The following is a 17,060-nucleotide window of genomic DNA, read 5'->3' as shown; positions in this document are numbered from 1 at the left end:
CAGTGAATAAAGGCAAATGTAAGACAGCCAAAAGCATCATGCAAATGATTTAGCCTTGGCTAACTTCCCTTGAAAACCGATCGGCTCAAGCCTTGCTCCAGTCTGCTCGGTTGCTGGTGACAAGCAAGTTGGTTATATTCCGCGCATGAGCGACTCCTCGACGACCCCCCCATCCAGCTCGCCACACCATGTCTCGGACGCCCTGCCGCCAACCGAGCAGCACGCACGCCAGTACGAAACCGTGCGCAATGCCCACGAGACGGAGCTGGTCGAGGATTATGTCGAATTGATCGGGGATCTGCTGGAACATCAGGGCGAGGCACGCTCGGCGGATATCGCCCAGCGGATGGCGGTAAGCCAAGCGACCGTATCGAAAATGATTCGGCGGCTCAAGGAGTTGGGGCTGGTCAACAGCAAGCCCTATCGCTCGCTTTTCTTGACCGAGGCCGGCCGGGTCATGGCACGTAATTCAAGAGAACGCCACGATATCGTGCTGCATTTCCTGCGTGCACTCGGTGTCAGCGACACCACCGCCCGCATCGATGCCGAAGGCATGGAGCATCATGTCAGTCAGGAAACCCTGGAGATCATGCAGCGCTTCACTGAGCAGCACCGCCCTGCATGATCCGACCTGCCTCGCCTACTAGCCTGATCTCGGCTTGGAGAATGCACTCGGCTCGATGCTGCCCACGCGGCGACCGATGACCATCTCCGTAACCCAGCCGACCAGAATCGACGTATAGCCTTGCTGGCACGCTTCGCTGCTCATGGCGTGGTCGGCCCCATCCAGAATGCGATGCGTCAGGGAATGCGCGCGCTCGAACGCCCTGCGATAGCTCATGGTAGTCGCATGAGGGATAAGGTGGTCGTGCTCCGCCTCGACAATCAGAACATCTCCCTCGAATGCAGCACACGCCGCCAAGGCCCGGTTCTCGCTCGGGGAGACGGGCGCATTTCGATACTCGGCGATATCTTCTCGATCGAGCTGTCCTTTAGGCACGCTCCAATTTTCGTCTCGATAGAGTGCGGGCACGCTTAACGAAAGCCATTTCACTGGGCGTCGCGTGGTCAATATCGACGCCAGATAGCTGCCGTAGCTATTGCCCACCACGGCGATATCTCCGCCATCGATGGTCGGATGGCTGGCGAGCTGATCGTAGGCGGCGATGACATCCTCCAGATTATCCGCCCGGCTGACGGATTGTTGCTGAGCCAACGTCCCCCCATGGCCGCGCAGATCGAATGTCAGACAAACACAGCCAAGCCCGGCGATCCCTTTGGCGCGGTGCAGGTCGTGCTCCTGGCTGCCTCCCCAGCCGTGCACGAACAGTACACCGGGAGTGCGCGACTCAGGAGTGAGAAAGGTTCCGGCAATCTGGTCATCTTCTACCGAGACCTTAATGGCTTCGCTGTACGTCGACATAGGAATCTACCGTTACACACTTCGTGATGGGGCCGACCTGTGCATCATCACCGCTGAAGAGAATGGTCGCATGAGAAGGCGGTGCCTGCTGGGTACCATAGATTTCCATCGATGAGGCCCGAATGACCTGACCCTCCGCCGCCGACCGCAGGGCTTCCAAGGCAAAGACTTCCGCACTGCTGGCGCCACCGATACGCCATGATTGTTCCAATACGCCGGAGATATGACGCCCCTGACTATCACGGCCATATGCCACGTCGTAATTGCGCCGCGAGGCGAAGAAACCGGGAAAGCACTTCGTTGCTGCAACGTCATAGGTCTGTGCCTGGGCTACCGCCAGCCTGATCTCTTCAGGCAGATCGAGCGCAAGTAACGTATCGAAACCGCCCTTGACGATGACCAGGTCCGTTCCGCCATAGACCATGTCTCCACTGTTGTCTTCGGTAAGGTGCTGGGTACCGAAATAGGAAATGAGCAGCTCGCCTACCCGTACCTGGCCAACACTATGGGTGACGATGTCTTCAATGTGTTCCTCCAGCACGAGACCGTAGGTCGCTATCTCATTTTCATCCAGTGTCGCCAGTATCTCCTCGAGCTCCTCGAGGCGGCTGATCAGCGCCTGACCTCGCCCGGCAGTAGAGCGCACCAGCTTCGTGCGCAGCGGCCCCCTCTCGAGCAGTTGCGCTCCTGCTTTGCGCGCATCATCCAGTGAAAACACGGAGAATCCGGCAAATACAGCGTCGCTCACTTGCCGAGCGAAATTGCTGGACCACCCCTGCGGCGCTTTTGCATCGAGGCTGATAAGAGGATGCGTAATCGATTTCGTCGCGATGAATGGCTGAGGCACGACACCGCCGAACAGATCATGCTCACTTCGTATGCCCAGCCGACGCGCCTTGTCTACATCGGTAATGGTGTCGATGGGGACAAAATACACGTTGTCGTCGTCATGCAGGGATGGATCGTACTCGCCTGCGAACTCCAGCCCTTGAAGCTTCGCAAGCCTCTTGGCAAGTTCGCCATGAGTGATTCGTTCATGCTCGGTTTCGTGAACATGATCGGGATAGACCACGACCCTGCCACACGACGGTTCAATAGGCGTCATTCTCCCGCTCCATGAGTCATGACAGTCATACCAGGAGCACCCCGCTACTATTCGCTCTGGCCTTATTGCGTGACGACACGGGTGATCAATGGAATCGATACGTTGCCTGATACAACGTAGTTAACGGCAATGATTTATCCAAGCGAGCAGCCTGGAGCTGAACAGGGCGAACTGGTGTGAAATGACCTTAGGCTCAGGCTAGTCACTGGCTTTATCGGTCTGTTGCGGACAATACAAAGGATAGGTGCAGGTAGCTGATCTAGTCAAAGCTGGCGGCTGTCGATGCTCAGTTTAGAACTTTTTTGAGAGAACATTTTAGTCAATGCGTCAGGGGGCTAATGAGATCGTTGCTGAGATATTTGTGCCGCCTCCTCCATAAGCATTGGTGTCGCATTTTGAGGCATCGGATGAAGGGTCCACATGGGGAAGTTTAGGACTGACATTTTTAGGAATGCGCCCAACCTGGGGGTGGCAATTGATCCAATTCCTACGAGCCCCTTCCCAAAATTGCCGACCTTCTCGACCTTCAAGGATAGTAAAACAGCCGGGGAATTTCTTATTCAGATTCTCAATCTCTTTGATTGCCCCTCTCTCAACCAGCACTTTTGCCGGCCAGGCACCGTCTCCCATCCATGCGATCACATTATCCGAGCAAGACTCCGTTGTTGAAAGTGCAGCCCGAAACCGACTTGCAAAACCATTACCATGGGGCTTTTCACGGTCATCATAGGCAAACACGGACTTTTGAAACGACCAGCCATGGGGAGTCGCCGAACGCATTTTCAAGCCAAAACCATGATACACGCCGTGAGGAGCTCTTTTTTTATCTGGATGTGGCACAGGCTTAGTTCGAATCAATACTTCATTAAGTGTTACCAGATTTTTTCGATAAGCATCGGATGATCCTCCTGCCGGATCTGTCGCTACTGCTTGCATCACACCGTCAAATAGCGTGTCCTCGACAAGCATAGTCTGCATTTGGGTCTCCTCAATGGCATCGTCATAAATGTTTGAAAACCATGTGTTGCGCACAATATGACGATTGTAAGACGTGACTGCCTTGTGTTTGCGAGGAACGAATAAGCCGACTCCATCCTCTCCGACGTTGTCTATGCGCGCACCATCGATGATCGACCTATCGGATACCAAAAGTATTGCTCGCCCACGAGGTCTTTGCTTTGCCTCCCTCCAATTCATTTCAGGATCGTTGGTTCCAATAAACGTACCGCCCGTAAAGCAGACAGGAGTAGGCAGTGAACTGCCGTTGACAGAGCCACTACTTATTTTTACAGGAAGGCCGTTGGGTGCATCAGGAAACTTTCGTTGGTGCCAAATTCCATCTCTGGCGTCAAACCGGGCTTCTACCGGCACCCGCTTGCTGCCAACGGCGTAGAGATTGAAATTATCATACTTATGGTCACCACTGAGGTCCGTAATAGGCCCCTTATAGGTTTTAAGGCATGAGAATGTGTCATCGACATACTTATCCATGTCAGGGGCAGCAGAGCTATCTTTTTTATCCGCAGCTGAGTCATCTTGATTCTGGTCGGACTGTCTCTCCTGGTTGATTTTTTCAGACATCAACTGCTCCCCCAAACCCTTGGCCTCATTTTGATAAAAGGCAGCCATAGGTCCGATGACTAAAAAGAGTCCCAGAAATTTAAGTTTATATTTCATAGTCTCCCTGGCGATCAGTCATCAACATCAAGTTTATAATTTGGCTTTCAGCAGTCTCTTTTTGCTATAAACCGTTGTCTAACATCAGGCTTGGAGAAATACTGTTAGGCTTAATTTCAACGAACGTATCGATACCCGACGCACTGACTAAGCGAAAATCCGGGTGTACAGAGGGGTCTTGGCTTCGTAACAATAATGAAAGCCCTCGGGCTGCGCTTCAAAAGACACGACAGCATCCGAGTATTCAAACTGGAACAAGCATCAAATTCGAGCGAGGACTCAACGGTTAGCACGCCATAGTTTTTGACGCTGACAAATTTGTAGAGATTTTTGACGAGGGAGGGGCGGAGCTTTCGGCGATACATGGCATCACCATTTCTGTAGTTGTGCCACTAAGAAATAGTTTATGCCAAGTTTTTTTGCAAATTATGACAAGTCTTGTGAAAACTGTGCCAAGTTTCGTTGAGAACGACAACAGAAGAAATGGAGGCGGCCCCAAAAGCCACATCCCGGCACACGCATCCACCACTACCGTTGCTCCCTTCCGGGCCTGGCGGGGTTCGCAGTTTAGCGTTGCGAGAGGACCTAAGGGGCCACCATAAACGCAGCGTCTATTCAAACGCCTGACTGAAGCTGGTGGCTACGCCCTGATTTGAACAGGGGACCCCATCATTATGAGTGATGTGCTCTAACCAGCTGAGCTACGTAGCCTTTCCGCCTTCAGCGGGTGCAGATTATGCCTTGCTTGGCGGACGAAGGCAAGCCGGATAAAGGCTTGCCTTGCGCAGAGGCGGGAGCAGGCCTTACTTTTCCAGCGCTGCGCGAACAGCAGAGGTGCCGTCTTCACCATCACGAGTGGTCACCCCTTCCAGCCACTCGTCGAGCAATTCATCGTTCTCCTGCAGATAAGCACGTGCCGCCTCGCGCGGGTCCTCGCCCTCATCCATGAGGGCGCTCATCACCTGGTTCTCCATTTCCAGAGTGAAGGAGAGGTTATTCAGGAATTCACCCACATTGGGACATTCATCGGTGTAGCCGCCGCGGGTGTTGGTATAGACCGTGGCGCCTCCCAGGTTGGGGCCGAAGTAATCGTCTCCGCCCTCGAGATAGGCGATATCGAAGTTGGTGTTCATCGGATGGGGTTCCCAGCCCAGAAATACCATCCACGTCTCATCGGGCACCCTGGCGCGCAATTCAGACAACATTCCCGCCTCGCTGGAATCGATCACCTGCCAGTCCGACAGATCGTGGGCGTCATCCTCGATCATCTGCTCGATCATTTCATTGCCATCGTTACCCGCCTCGATGCCATGAATACTGCGTTCGAATCGCTCGGCATGTTCGTTCAGGTCGGCGATGGATGTCACGCCGGCATCATGTACATACTGGGGAACCGCCAGTGTGTACTTGGCGCCTTCAAGATTGGCGGCAAGCCGATCGACCTCGCCACGTTCGACATACGGGTCGCTGATGGAGGCCATGGAAGGCATCCAGTTACCCAGAAACACGTCGAAATCATTGTTGCGCATCCCTGCGTAGGCGATCGGCACCGAGACTGTATCGATGCTCGTGGCATAACCCAGCGCTTCCAGAACTTCCGTGGCAAATGCGGTCGTGGTGGTGATATCGGTCCAACCAACTTCGGCAAATCGTACTGTCTCGCACTGCTCCGCTTGAGCCATCACCGGAAGGCTGACTGTGCCACCCGCCAGCGCCATGGCGGCGAGCAGAGTTTTCGGCGTAAGAATTGAGGTTTTCATAGAGGCTCCTGATATTTAGTCGACGCTCTGTTTATTAATTGAACGTTCAATAAAAAAATGCAACCATATGTAGGTAACCATGCTCACGCTTGGCTTTCAAGTGCCGGCGCTAACACAGTAGAAAGACGCAGTAGCTAGACAGGAGTCCGTTGTGCCCAAGGTTGGAATGGAACCCATACGCCGCAAGCAGTTGATCACGGCCACAATGGTGGCGATCGACGAAGTCGGCCTGGCGGAAGCCACGGTGATGCGTATTTCCCGCCACGCCGGCGTCTCGGCAGGCATTATCAGTCATTATTTCGGCGGCAAGGATGGGCTTCTGGAAGCGACCATGCGCCAGATCCTCACCGACTTGAGCGATGCCGTGGCCGCCAGGCGCCGGAATCTCGTCGATGATTCCCCACGCGCCCATATTGGCGCCATCATCGAAGGTAATTTCGATCGCACCCAGGTTACCGGACCGGCCGCGAAGACCTGGCTGGCCTTCTGGTCCAGCAGCATGCACAAGCCCATGTTGCAACGGCTGCAGAATGTCAACGACCGCCGTCTCTACGCCAATCTCTGTTCCCAGTTCCGCCGCGTCATGCCTCGGGAAAACGCACGTAATGCCGCCCGTGGGCTAGCCGCCATGATCGATGGCCTATGGCTCCGCGGCGCCCTGACGCCCGAAGGGCTCGACGCCGACCAGGCACGCCGCTTGGCACATCAATATCTCGACCAGCTGTTGGCGTATCACCTCCCTGATACCGCTACATCTTCGTCCGCAAACCCGACTGCACAAGGAGCTCGGCATGACTGATTACGCCTCTTTCTCCGCTACCAATACTCGCTCGAATACTCACTCCGACATGCTTCCGCTTTATATTAATGGCCGTCGGGTCGATGCCACCTCCGGCGAAACTTTCAGCGTCACCAACCCTTTTGATGGCAGCCCGCTGGCGGACGTGCAGACGGCGAGCCAGGCCGATGTCGATGCCGCCGTCGAATCCGCACAGGCCGGACAGCGCCAGTGGGCCGCAATGACTGCCATGGAGCGTACGCGCATCATGCTGCGGGCCGTGGCGATCCTGCGCGAGCGCAACGATGAGCTCGCCGAGCTGGAAACCCGCAATACCGGCAAACCGATCAGTGAAACCGCCGGTGTCGACATCGTCACCGGGGCCGATGCCCTGGAATATTACGCCGGCCTGGCGCCCGCCATCGAAGGTAGCCAGATACCGCTGCGCGAAAGCTCCTTTGTCTACACCCGCCGTGAACCGCTGGGCGTGATCGGCGCGATCGGTGCCTGGAACTACCCCATCCAGATTGCCTGCTGGAAAGCGGCTCCCGCGCTGGCGGCGGGCAACGCCATCGTCTTCAAGCCCAGTGAAGTCACGCCGCTCACTACCTTGGCGCTTGCCGAGATATTCACCGAGGCTGGTCTGCCCGATGGGGTCTTCAACGTGGTGCAAGGCGATGGCCGCGTCGGCGCCATGCTGACCGAGCACCCGGGCATCGCCAAGGTGACATTTACCGGCGAAGTGGGCACCGGCAAGAAAGTCATGGCGGCGGCTGGCGGCTCCACGCTCAAGGAAGTCACCATGGAGCTGGGCGGCAAGTCACCGCTAATCGTGTTTGCCGACGCCGACCTCGATCGCGCCGCCGATGCCGCGATGATGGCCAACTTCTACTCCACGGGTCAGATCTGCACCAACGGTACTCGCGTGTTCGTCGAGCGCAGTATCAAGGAAGCCTTTGAAGCCAGGCTGGTGGAACGCGTCAAGCGTATAAAAGCCGGCGACCCGATGGACCCGAGTGTCAACTTCGGCCCGTTGGTGAGCTTCGAGCATCAGCAGAAGGTGCTCTCCTACATTGAGCTTGGCAAGGAGCAAGGCGCTCGCGTTCTGATCGGAGGCGATACCTGGAATACGGGCGACTTCGCCAATGGTGCCTGGGCCGCACCCACGGTTTTCACCGACTGCACCGATGACATGCGCATCGTGCGCGAAGAGATCTTCGGTCCGGTAATGTCGGTTCTCGCCTTCGATGACGAGGATGAAGTCATTCGCCGCGCCAACGACACCCATTACGGCCTTGCCGCAGGGGTATTCAGCGAAAGCCTGAGCCGGGCGCACCGCGTGATTCATCAATTGCAGGCCGGTATCTGCTGGCTCAATACCTGGGGCGAATCGCCTTCGGAAATGCCGGTGGGTGGCTACAAGCAGTCGGGAATCGGTCGTGAGAACGGTATCGAAACCCTGGGCCATTACACCCAGACCAAGTCGATCCAGGTGGAGATGGGTCCCTTCGAATCGGTGTTTTAAGGAGCCGTTTATGAGCCAACGTGAATATGACTACATCATCATCGGTGCCGGCTCGGCGGGAAACGTGCTGGCCACACGCCTGACCGAAGATCCCGAAATTCAGGTATTGCTGCTGGAAGCCGGCGGTCCGGATTATCGCTTCGATTTTCGCACCCAGATGCCCGCCGCCCTGGCTTATCCGCTACAGGGCAAGCGCTATAACTGGGCATTCGAAACCGACCCCGAGCCGCATATGGACGGCCGCCGCATGGAGTGCGGCCGCGGCAAGGGCCTAGGTGGTTCATCGCTGATCAACGGCATGTGCTATATCCGCGGCAATGCGCTGGATTACGACAACTGGGCCAAGGAGCCGGGCCTGGAAGATTGGGACTACCTGAGTTGCCTGCCCTATTTCAAGAAATCGGAAACCCGCGATATCGGCCCCAACGACTATCACGGCGGCGATGGCCCGGTAAGTGTTACCACTCCGAAAGGGACCAACAATCCGCTTTACCGCACCTTTATCGAGGCGGGCAAGCAAGCGGGCTATCCCGAGACCGATGACGTCAACGGCTACCAGCAGGAAGGCTTCGGCCCCATGGACCGTTTCGTCACGCCCAAGGGTCGTCGTGCTTCAACCGCCCGGGGCTACCTGGATAGCGCCAAGCAACGCAGCAACCTGACCATCGAGACCCACGCGCTCACCGACGCGATCGAATTCGAGGGCAAGCGGGCCGTGGGCGTGCGTTACGAGCGCAAAGGGCAACCACAGCAGGCCCGCGCCCGCCGTGAAGTCCTGCTCTGCGGCGGCGCCATCGCCTCGCCGCAGATTCTGCAGCGCTCCGGCGTTGGCAATCCAGAGTTGCTCAAGCAACTCGACATCCCCGTGGTACATGAATTGCCTGGCGTGGGCGAGAATCTCCAGGACCATCTGGAAATGTATATCCAGTACCAGTGCGAGGAGCCAATTTCCCTCTATCCGGCACTCAAGTGGTACAACCAGCCCAGGATCGGTGCGCAATGGCTGTTCAACGGTACCGGCGTCGGCGCCAGCAATCAGTTCGAATCCTGCGCCTTCATCCGCAGCCGCGATGAGGAACAGTGGCCCAACCTGCAGTACCACTTTCTGCCCATAGCCATCAGCTATAACGGCAAGAGCGCGGTGCAGGCACACGGCTTTCAGGCTCATGTCGGTTCGATGCGCTCGGAAAGCCGTGGCCGGATTCGCCTGGTGTCGAAAGATCCCCACGCCGCACCCAGCATCCTGTTCAACTACATGGCGAAGGAAAAGGACTGGCAGGAATTTCGCGATGCGATTCGCCTGACCCGTGAAATCATCGCCCAGCCTGCCTTCGACAAGTATCGTGGCCGCGAGATCGCACCGGGCCCGGAAGTACAGAGCGATGAGGAGCTGGACAACTTCGTCAAGCAGCATGCGGAAACGGCCTATCACCCCTGTGGCAGCTGTCGTATGGGCGAAGGCGAGATGGCCGTCACCGATGGTCAGGGGCGCGTTCATGGCCTCGAGGGGCTACGCGTCGTGGACGCTTCGCTCTTCCCGGTGATCCCCACCGGCAATCTCAACGCGCCGACGATCATGCTGGCGGAAAAAATCGCTGATCGTATTCGCGGCCGCGCCCCCCTGCCCCGCGCCAAGGTGGATTATTACGTGGCCGGCCAGACGCCAGCCAAGCGTGCGACGACTGCAGCGTAGATAGCATTTTTCTGTAGCTTTTACTTATCTTTATCCCGTCTCAGGCCTTACTCTGTGGTAACAGATAAGGCCTTTTTTGTTCGCTACAGCAAGGCCGATAGGACTTGCAGTGAACCAAGCCCCTCTGCCACTATTCAAACAACTGTTCGAGTTTCTGCTTTCAGCATAACAAACCATGGAGATTACTCATGCTCACCCTTCTGCTCATCGTGCTGGCCGTGGTCGGCCTGCTGGTGGTGATGCGCCGCGAAGCCGGTGCGCTACCGGCACTGGCAGTGCTCGGTATTCTAGGGCTGGTTGGCCTGGCGCTGGATGCCGAAGTCATCGGTGTCATCCTGTTGATCGGAGCCGCCGGGGTAGCCGCTGCGGGCCTTCCCGCACTGCGCCGCACCTGGCTGACGCCGCGCCTGTTCGCCATGTTCAAGAAAGTGGCGCCCAAGGTGTCCGCTACCGAGCGTACCGCCCTGGAAGCGGGTACCGTCTCCTGGGACGGCCAGTTGTTCTCGGGTAAACCGCAGTGGAACACGCTGCTCGAGTACAGTGACGCCGGTCTTACCGAGGAAGAGCAAGCGTTTCTCGACAATCAGTGTGCCGAGGCCGCCGGCATGTGCAATGCCTGGGAAATCGCCCGTGAGCGCGCCGACCTGCCCCAGGAATTGTGGGACTTGCTCAAGCGCGAAGGCTTCTTCGGCATGATCATTCCCAAGGAGTACGGCGGCTTGGGCTTCTCCGCCAAGGCACAATCCATGGTGCTGCAGAAGCTGTCCGCCAACGAGACCCTGATGGTCACCGTAGGCGTTCCCAACTCGTTGGGCCCGGGTGAGCTGCTGCTCAAGTATGGCACCCAGGAGCAGAAGGATCATTACCTGCCACGCCTGGCCGATGGCCGCGAAATTCCCTGCTTCGGCCTGACCGGTCCTCGCGCTGGTTCCGACGCCACTTCGCTGCCCGATACCGGGATCGTCTGCAAGCAAGAGGTCGATGGCCAAGAAGTTCTCGGCGTGCGCCTGAACTTCGATAAGCGCTGGATAACCCTCGCTCCCATCGCCACCGTGGTGGGGCTGGCCTTCCGTCTTTTCGACCCCGAGAACCTCCTGGGCGCCGATGAAGATCGCGGTATTACCCTGGCGTTGATCCCCCGCGACACTGCCGGCATGGAGATCGGCCGCCGCCACCACCCCATCGGCAGCCCCTTCATGAACGGGCCGATCAAGGGCAAGGACGTTTTCGTTCCGCTGGATACCATCATCGGCGGCCAGGACATGATCGGCCAGGGCTGGCGGATGCTGGTCGAATGTCTCTCCATCGGTCGCTGCATCACCCTGCCCTCCGGTGCCACCGGCACCGCCCGTTATGCGCTCGGCTGGAGCGGTGGTTTCACTCGCGTACGGCGTCAGTTCAACGTCCCTGTGGCCGAGATGGAAGGCGTACAAGAACCGTTGGCTCGAATCGCCTCCCTGGCTTACATCGCCCAGGCTACCGTCTACCAGACCGCCAACCTTATCGACCATGGTGAAAAGCCTGCAGTACCCTCGGCGATTCTGAAAAGCCAGCTGACCGAATTCCAGCGCGTCCTCCTCAGCGATGCCATGGATGTCCACGGCGGCAAGGCAGTAACCCTTGGCCCGCGCAACTACCTGGGCATCGGCTACAGCGCCAACCCGGTGGCGATTACCGTGGAAGGCGCCAACATCATGACCCGCAACCTGATGATCTTCGGTCAGGGCGCGATTCGCTGCCATCCTTACGTGCTCGAAGAGCTTGCCGCCAAGGATAACAACGATGCCAAGGCGTTCGACAAGGCCTTCTTCAGCCACACCGGCTTGATCTTCGGTAACGCCGCGCGAGCCTTCACCCTGGGTCTCGGCCTGGGCAAGGCCAGTGTGCCCTTCGATGCACCGGCGGCGGTCTATGCCAAAGACGTCTCGCGGCTCTCGGCCGGTTTCGGCCTGTGCGCCGATGCCGCCATGGCCAGCCTGGGCTCGGCGCTGAAAAAACGCGAAATGCTCTCCGCGCGCCTCGGCGATGTGCTGTCCAACCTTTACCTGACCTCCATGGTGCTCAAGCAGTGGCAGGCGGGCAGCAAGGTCGAAGGCGAAGAAGCGCTTCTGCACTACAGCTGTCGTTTCCTGCTGCATCGCGCCGAGCAGGCGTTCGTCGAGATCTTCGACAACCTGCCCAACCGCGCGCTGGGCAAGGTGCTCAACGCCATCGTGATGCCCACCGGTCGCCGCTGGGACAAGCCCCACGACGATTTCGCCCGCGATATCGCCCACCGCGTTTCCACGCACAGTGCATTGCGCAGCAAGCTGCTCGAGAACACTTGGGATACTGATGACGGCCAGGTACGCAACCCGCTGGCTCGCTACAATGCCTTGCTGGTGGATTACGATCGTGCGGAAACGATCTATCGTACCGTCAACAAGGCCTACGCCAAGGGCGAGCTGCCGCAGACCGCCTTGCATCCTGAAGCGCGTATGGAAGCCGGCCTGGAGAAAGGCCTGGTCAGTGAGGAAGATGCCGCCTTCATGCGCACCTTCGAGGCCGAAGTGCTGGAAATGCTCACCGTGGATGATTTCGCCTACGAGGAGTTCGCCAGTGACAAGAGCTCCTTGATCGACCACAACGCCAAGGCGTCTTCTTCGGAACCCGAACAGGCGTAAATCGAAACGATATCGTCTACTTGCCGACGGCCCTTGCAATGCACGGGCCGTTTTTTCGTCGGTTACCGCTGCCTTACTTGTTTGTCTTCTCTTTGCTTGTCTTTCATTGGCTTGTCTTTTGTTGCTTTGTTTTCACCTGCCGCTTATTCAATTGCGCAAGCAAACGAAGATACTGACGCAACCGGCCCATTGCGTGTTCGTTATTGATACACTATCTTTCGAAAACGAAAATAAGAGCATTCTTCACTATCCACCTCTCCTCAAGGTTCGCTTGGTAAAGCGATGATTCCTCAACTGCGTTTGGGTCGACTATGAAACTTCGCAACAGCAATCTCGACAGGCTTGCCAACGACGATTTCGATGTGCTGATCATCGGTGGCGGCATCAATGGTGCCTCGGCCGCCGCGGCACTGGCGGGCAAGGGCGCCCGGGTTGCCCTGATCGATCGCGGCGACTTTGCCGGAAGCACCAGCATGCATTCTTCAAACCTGGTGTGGGGAGGTATCAAGTACATGGAGAGCCAGGATTTCGCGCTGGTGCGTAAGCTGTGCAAGAGCCGTAACCACCTGATCAAGCATTATCCTTCCACGGTCGAGGAGATCCGCTTTCTGACGACGATTACCCGAGGGTTTCGTCATCGCCCCGGTTACCTCTATATCGGCACCTGGCTCTACTGGCTGCTGGGCAACGGTTTTACCCGTATTCCACAGTTACTTTCTCCCAAACGCATCAAGGCAACGGAACCAATCATCGACGCGAGCCAGGCCGTCGGTGGCGTCGAATACTCCGATGCCTATCTGCACGACAACGATGCCCGCTTCGTCTTCAACTTCATTCGTCACGCGCTGGACCACGGCGCCAGCGCGGTCAATTACGTCGAGTCTCTGGGCGCCGAATACCGGGACGGAACATGGCATACCCAGGCACGCAACGTGATCGATGGCAGTACATTCACGATTCGATCCAAGGTACTCGTCAACGCTGCCGGCCCCTGGGTCGATCAACACAATGAGCTGACTGGGCAGAAGACCCAGTATCAACACCTGTATTCCAAGGGCATTCACTTGATCGTGCCCCAGCTGACCGATTCCCAGCGCGTACTGGCCTTTTTCGCCGACGATGGGCGGCTTTTCTTCGTGATTCCCATGGGCAATCGTACCTGTATCGGTACGACCGATACCTACATGGAGCATCCCGAGGTGGAGATTACGCAGGACGATATCGATTTCGTCCTGGACAACATCAATAAACGCCTGACGCTGGACAAACCGCTGACTGCCGACGACATCATCTCGACCCGTTGCGGGGTGCGACCGCTGGCGGTAAAAGCGAGCCAGGACAGCGAACGCGATTTTCTCCAGCTGTCGCGCAAGCATGTGGTGGACATCAATCCCGTGAGCGCGCATATCAGTATCTTCGGTGGCAAGCTGACCGATTGCCTCAATGTCGGCGATGAAATCAGCAGGGAGATCAAATGCCTGGGTGTTGACCTACCCTTCCCCGACGACAAGTGGTACGGCGAACCTCCCGCCGCGGTCAAGCAAGCCTTCATGCAGCAGGCGGCGAGGATGCGCCTTGACGACATGACGCCTGCCACCTCATCGGAACCCCTCAGCAAGCGTTTATGGCGTCGTTATGCGGCCCAGGCCCTGGATATGCTAGAGCAGATCCGCGTGGACCCGCGCCAAGGGGAACTGTTGATCGAAGGGACGGAGTACATCCGTTGCGAATTGCGCCAGGCCCACCGCAGCGAAATGATTACCCGGCTGGATGACTTCCTGCGCCGCCGCGCCAAGATTGCTCTGGTAGTCGGCCATGAGGAATTGCGGAAATCGGAAGGATTGAAAGAAGCCTGTCGGATGCTGTTCGGTGACCAGGCGCAGCAACGCTTCGATGAGTACTTTGCCAATCCCCCCGACTCGGTGCGATTTACATCGCAGCAGCCCTCTCCCGAGCCGCTGCATGTTTCCAGTTAAGCTTTCCCGGTCGAGCTTCTTTTCGCTTGAACTAGGAAGTGGAACGCACCCGCGAGACGGCGTCCAGCCACCCCTGGTAAAGCGGCTCACGGGTGGCTTCGTCCATCTTCGGCACGAAGCTTCTCTCACAGCGCCATAACTGCTCGATATCCTCGAGCGTGCGATACCAGCCCAGGCGCAACCCGGCCAGATAAGCCGCCCCCAGGGCGGTGGTTTCGAGGATATGGGGGCGATCGACTTGTACGCCGAGCATGTCGGCCAGGAACTGCATCAGCCAGTTGTTTTCCACCATGCCGCCATCGACCCGCAAGCGGCCAGGCGAGGCCTCCATGTCGTCGTTCATGCAGTGCTGGAGATCGCGGGTTTGGTAGCATACCGCCTGCAATCCGGCGGCGACGATTTCCGCAATACCGGTATCGCGAGTCAGCCCGAAAATGGCGCCTCGAGCCTTGGGGTCCCAATGGGGAGCGCCAAGACCGGTAAAGGCGGGCACCAGGTAGACACTATGGCCAGTGCGGGTTTCCTGCGCCAGCGCTTCCGTCTCGGAGGCATCGGCGAACAGGTTCAAGCCGTCACGCAGCCATTGAACCGTCGCCCCCGCCACGAAAATACTGCCCTCCATGGCGTAAGTGGGCTTGCCATCGAGGCGATAGGCGATGGTGGTCAGCAGACGATTGCGCGACACCGCTGGCGTATCACCAGTATTGACGATCATGAAACAGCCGGTGCCGTAGGTGCTCTTGCCCATGCCCGGCTGGAAACATGCCTGCCCCACCAACGCCGCCTGCTGGTCCCCCGCCACCCCGGCAATGGGCAACTCGGTTCCCAGCCATTGCGCCTCGGTCATGCCGAAGTCGCAGCTGGAATCCTTGACCTCGGGCATCAGGCTTGCAGGAATGTCAAACAACTGCAGAAGCTCTTCGTCCCACGCCTGGGTATGAATATTGAACAGCGCCGTACGCGAGGCATTGGTTGCATCGGTGACATGCCGCTTGCCCCCGGTCAGTCGCCAGATGAGAAAGCTATCCACGGTGCCGAACGCCAGTTCGCCACGCTCGGCACGCGTTCTGGCCTCGGGAACGTTCTCCAGCAGCCAAGCCAGCTTCGTGGCCGAAAAATAGGGGTCGATCAGCAGCCCGCTTTTGGCCTGGACAAGCTCGGCATGGCCTTGATTGTGTAAAGACTGGCAGTATTCCGACGTCCGACGGTCCTGCCACACAATCGCATTGTAGAGCGGCTTGCCCGTATGGCGATCCCACAGGAGCGTGGTCTCGCGCTGATTGGTAATCCCGATACCCGCCAGCTCCTCGGCGGTGACTTCCGCCTTGGCAAGCGCATCGCGACAGGTCGCGATCACCGTGTCCCAGATAGCCTCGGGATCGTGTTCGACCCAACCGTCATGGGGAAAGTGCTGGGTGAATTCCTGTTGCGCTATCGCCACGACCCGGGCCTGACGGTCGAAGAGAATGGCGCGGGAACTGGTCGTCCCTTGATCTATGGCGAGAATATAAGAGGACATGGAAGGCTCGCTTTATCGCATGGTTTTTGTGTTGTACCTGGTTTTTTGTCTCGTGACCGGGTTCATCGTGTCGTTATCTAGGCAAGATAGACCGCCACATCATGTTGAACGAGAAGCCGCTCGATCGATTCCGGTGGTCTACGGTCGGTAAACAACGCATCCAGTTGAGAGATATTGCCCTGGCGCACCACCGGGTTGCGATGGAACTTGGAGTAGTCGGCGGCCAGATAAACGCGCCGGGAATTGGCGATGATCGCCTGTGCCACCCTCACTTCCTGATAGTCGAACTCCAGCAACGAGCCGTCTTCATCGATACCGCTGATGCCGATAATGCCGTAATCGACCTTGAACTGGTCGATGAAGTCGATCGTCGCCTCGCCGATGATCCCACCATCGCGAGAGCGCACCTGGCCGCCAGCGACGATGACCGTGAAATCCTCCTTGTGCTGCAGGATCGCCGCCACGTTGAGGTTGTTGGTGATGATTTCCAGCCCCTGGTGTTCCAGCAGTGCCTGAGCGATGACTTCGTTGCTGGTGCCGATATTGATGAACAGCGAGGAGTGGTCGGGTATATGCTGGGCCAGGCAGCGAGCGATGCGTTCCTTCTCTTCCAAATGCAAGGTCTTGCGGGTGCTGTAGGCGGTATTGACCGTGCTCGATTCAACCCCGACACCGCCATGCACGCGCCTCACCCGTCCTTCATTGGCCAGGGTATTCAAGTCACGTCGAATGGTTTGCGGGGTTACCGCAAAATGGCCGGTGAGCTGCTCGATGCTCATGTAACCCTGCTGGCGAACCAGTTCGACAATGGCATCCTGGCGGTATTGTTGATTCATGGACACGGCCCGTTACGTTAGTCGTTCACATCCGAGCATCACAGGGTAGCAAAATTTTCATAACCTGATACCGAGCGATCCCCGAAAGATGCCGGTTCCAAGCGG

General features: G+C 57.6%; 12 protein-coding genes, 1 tRNA gene and 1 other RNA gene. 6 read left to right on the top strand and 8 right to left on the bottom strand.

Annotated features, from left to right (window positions below):
- Positions 1 to 145 precede the first annotated feature (145 nt).
- Positions 146 to 625 (top strand): manganese-binding transcriptional regulator MntR, encoded by a 480-nt coding sequence (mntR, locus tag R5M92_RS03330; protein WP_346797839.1) that lies wholly within the window; start codon positions 146 to 148, stop codon positions 623 to 625.
- Between the two features lie 18 nt (positions 626 to 643).
- Here mntR and R5M92_RS03325 read toward each other — a convergent pair whose 3' ends face one another.
- The 6 genes from R5M92_RS03325 to choX all read right to left on the bottom strand — a co-directional run bounded on the left by R5M92_RS03325 (position 644) and on the right by choX (position 5,965).
- Positions 644 to 1,423, bottom strand: a complete 780-nt coding sequence (locus R5M92_RS03325; RefSeq protein WP_346797837.1) for an alpha/beta hydrolase — start codon at positions 1,421 to 1,423, stop codon at positions 644 to 646.
- Positions 1,398 to 2,528 carry a DUF3182 family protein gene (locus tag R5M92_RS03320; protein WP_346797836.1) on the bottom strand — a complete coding sequence of 377 codons (1,131 nt, stop codon included), beginning with the start codon at positions 2,526 to 2,528 and terminating at the stop codon, positions 1,398 to 1,400. The genes R5M92_RS03325 and R5M92_RS03320 overlap by 26 nt, the downstream gene beginning before the upstream one ends.
- Positions 2,529 to 2,855: 327 nt before the next feature.
- A complete protein-coding gene (locus tag R5M92_RS03315) occupies positions 2,856 to 4,205 on the bottom strand; it encodes a hypothetical protein (protein WP_346797834.1) in 1,350 nt (449 codons plus the stop codon).
- A 493-nt stretch (positions 4,206 to 4,698) separates the two neighbouring features.
- Positions 4,699 to 4,795: signal recognition particle sRNA small type (ffs, locus tag R5M92_RS03310), an RNA gene on the bottom strand.
- 44 nt (positions 4,796 to 4,839) lie between these two features.
- Positions 4,840 to 4,916 (bottom strand) — tRNA-Met (locus R5M92_RS03305).
- A gap of 92 nt (positions 4,917 to 5,008) precedes the next feature.
- The gene (choX, locus tag R5M92_RS03300; RefSeq protein WP_346797832.1) at positions 5,009 to 5,965 is read right to left on the bottom strand and encodes a choline ABC transporter substrate-binding protein; all 957 of its coding nucleotides are present in this window, start codon (positions 5,963 to 5,965) and stop codon (positions 5,009 to 5,011) included.
- A 151-nt stretch (positions 5,966 to 6,116) separates the two neighbouring features.
- Here choX and betI point away from each other — a divergent pair, with 151 nt between their 5' ends.
- The 5 genes from betI (at position 6,117) to R5M92_RS03275 (ending at position 14,600) form a co-directional block, all read left to right on the top strand.
- Positions 6,117 to 6,764, top strand: a complete 648-nt coding sequence (betI, locus tag R5M92_RS03295; protein ID WP_346797831.1) for a transcriptional regulator BetI — start codon at positions 6,117 to 6,119, stop codon at positions 6,762 to 6,764.
- A 49-nt stretch (positions 6,765 to 6,813) separates the two neighbouring features.
- Positions 6,814 to 8,268, top strand: coding sequence for a betaine-aldehyde dehydrogenase (gene betB, locus R5M92_RS03290; RefSeq protein ID WP_346799226.1), 1,455 nt, complete (start codon positions 6,814 to 6,816; stop codon positions 8,266 to 8,268).
- Between the two features lie 10 nt (positions 8,269 to 8,278).
- A complete protein-coding gene (gene betA, locus R5M92_RS03285) occupies positions 8,279 to 9,961 on the top strand; it encodes a choline dehydrogenase (RefSeq protein WP_346797829.1) in 1,683 nt (560 codons plus the stop codon).
- A gap of 188 nt (positions 9,962 to 10,149) precedes the next feature.
- Positions 10,150 to 12,624, top strand: a complete 2,475-nt coding sequence (locus R5M92_RS03280; RefSeq protein ID WP_346797828.1) for an acyl-CoA dehydrogenase — start codon at positions 10,150 to 10,152, stop codon at positions 12,622 to 12,624.
- 311 nt (positions 12,625 to 12,935) lie between these two features.
- Positions 12,936 to 14,600 carry a glycerol-3-phosphate dehydrogenase/oxidase gene (locus tag R5M92_RS03275; protein ID WP_346797827.1) on the top strand — a complete coding sequence of 555 codons (1,665 nt, stop codon included), beginning with the start codon at positions 12,936 to 12,938 and terminating at the stop codon, positions 14,598 to 14,600.
- A gap of 31 nt (positions 14,601 to 14,631) precedes the next feature.
- Here R5M92_RS03275 and glpK read toward each other — a convergent pair whose 3' ends face one another.
- Positions 14,632 to 16,119, bottom strand: coding sequence for a glycerol kinase GlpK (gene glpK, locus R5M92_RS03270; protein WP_346797826.1), 1,488 nt, complete (start codon positions 16,117 to 16,119; stop codon positions 14,632 to 14,634).
- Between the two features lie 77 nt (positions 16,120 to 16,196).
- Positions 16,197 to 16,955 carry a DeoR/GlpR family transcriptional regulator gene (locus R5M92_RS03265; protein WP_346797825.1) on the bottom strand — a complete coding sequence of 253 codons (759 nt, stop codon included), beginning with the start codon at positions 16,953 to 16,955 and terminating at the stop codon, positions 16,197 to 16,199.
- Positions 16,956 to 17,060 lie beyond the last annotated feature (105 nt).

The sequence above is a fragment of the Halomonas sp. Bachu 37 genome (genome assembly GCF_039691755.1).
Classification (GTDB): domain Bacteria; phylum Pseudomonadota; class Gammaproteobacteria; order Pseudomonadales; family Halomonadaceae; genus Vreelandella; species Vreelandella kashgarensis.
The sequence above is the reverse complement of the archived record's forward strand: the minus strand, read 5'-3'. Positions and strand labels throughout refer to the sequence as shown.

Bases quoted from the DNA above. Each gene is read 5' to 3' on its own strand.
- mntR (WP_346797839.1), top strand. From the start codon at position 146: ATGAGCGACTCCTCGACGACCCCCCCATCCAGCTCGCCACACCATGTC.
- R5M92_RS03325 (WP_346797837.1), bottom strand. From the start codon at position 1,423: ATGTCGACGTACAGCGAAGCCATTAAGGTCTCGGTAGAAGATGACCAG.
- R5M92_RS03320 (WP_346797836.1), bottom strand. From the start codon at position 2,528: ATGACGCCTATTGAACCGTCGTGTGGCAGGGTCGTGGTCTATCCCGAT.
- R5M92_RS03315 (WP_346797834.1), bottom strand. From the start codon at position 4,205: ATGAAATATAAACTTAAATTTCTGGGACTCTTTTTAGTCATCGGACCT.
- choX (WP_346797832.1), bottom strand. From the start codon at position 5,965: ATGAAAACCTCAATTCTTACGCCGAAAACTCTGCTCGCCGCCATGGCG.
- betB (WP_346799226.1), top strand. From the start codon at position 6,814: ATGCTTCCGCTTTATATTAATGGCCGTCGGGTCGATGCCACCTCCGGC.
- betA (WP_346797829.1), top strand. From the start codon at position 8,279: ATGAGCCAACGTGAATATGACTACATCATCATCGGTGCCGGCTCGGCG.
- R5M92_RS03280 (WP_346797828.1), top strand. From the start codon at position 10,150: ATGCTCACCCTTCTGCTCATCGTGCTGGCCGTGGTCGGCCTGCTGGTG.
- R5M92_RS03275 (WP_346797827.1), top strand. From the start codon at position 12,936: ATGAAACTTCGCAACAGCAATCTCGACAGGCTTGCCAACGACGATTTC.
- glpK (WP_346797826.1), bottom strand. From the start codon at position 16,119: ATGTCCTCTTATATTCTCGCCATAGATCAAGGGACGACCAGTTCCCGC.
- R5M92_RS03265 (WP_346797825.1), bottom strand. From the start codon at position 16,955: ATGAATCAACAATACCGCCAGGATGCCATTGTCGAACTGGTTCGCCAG.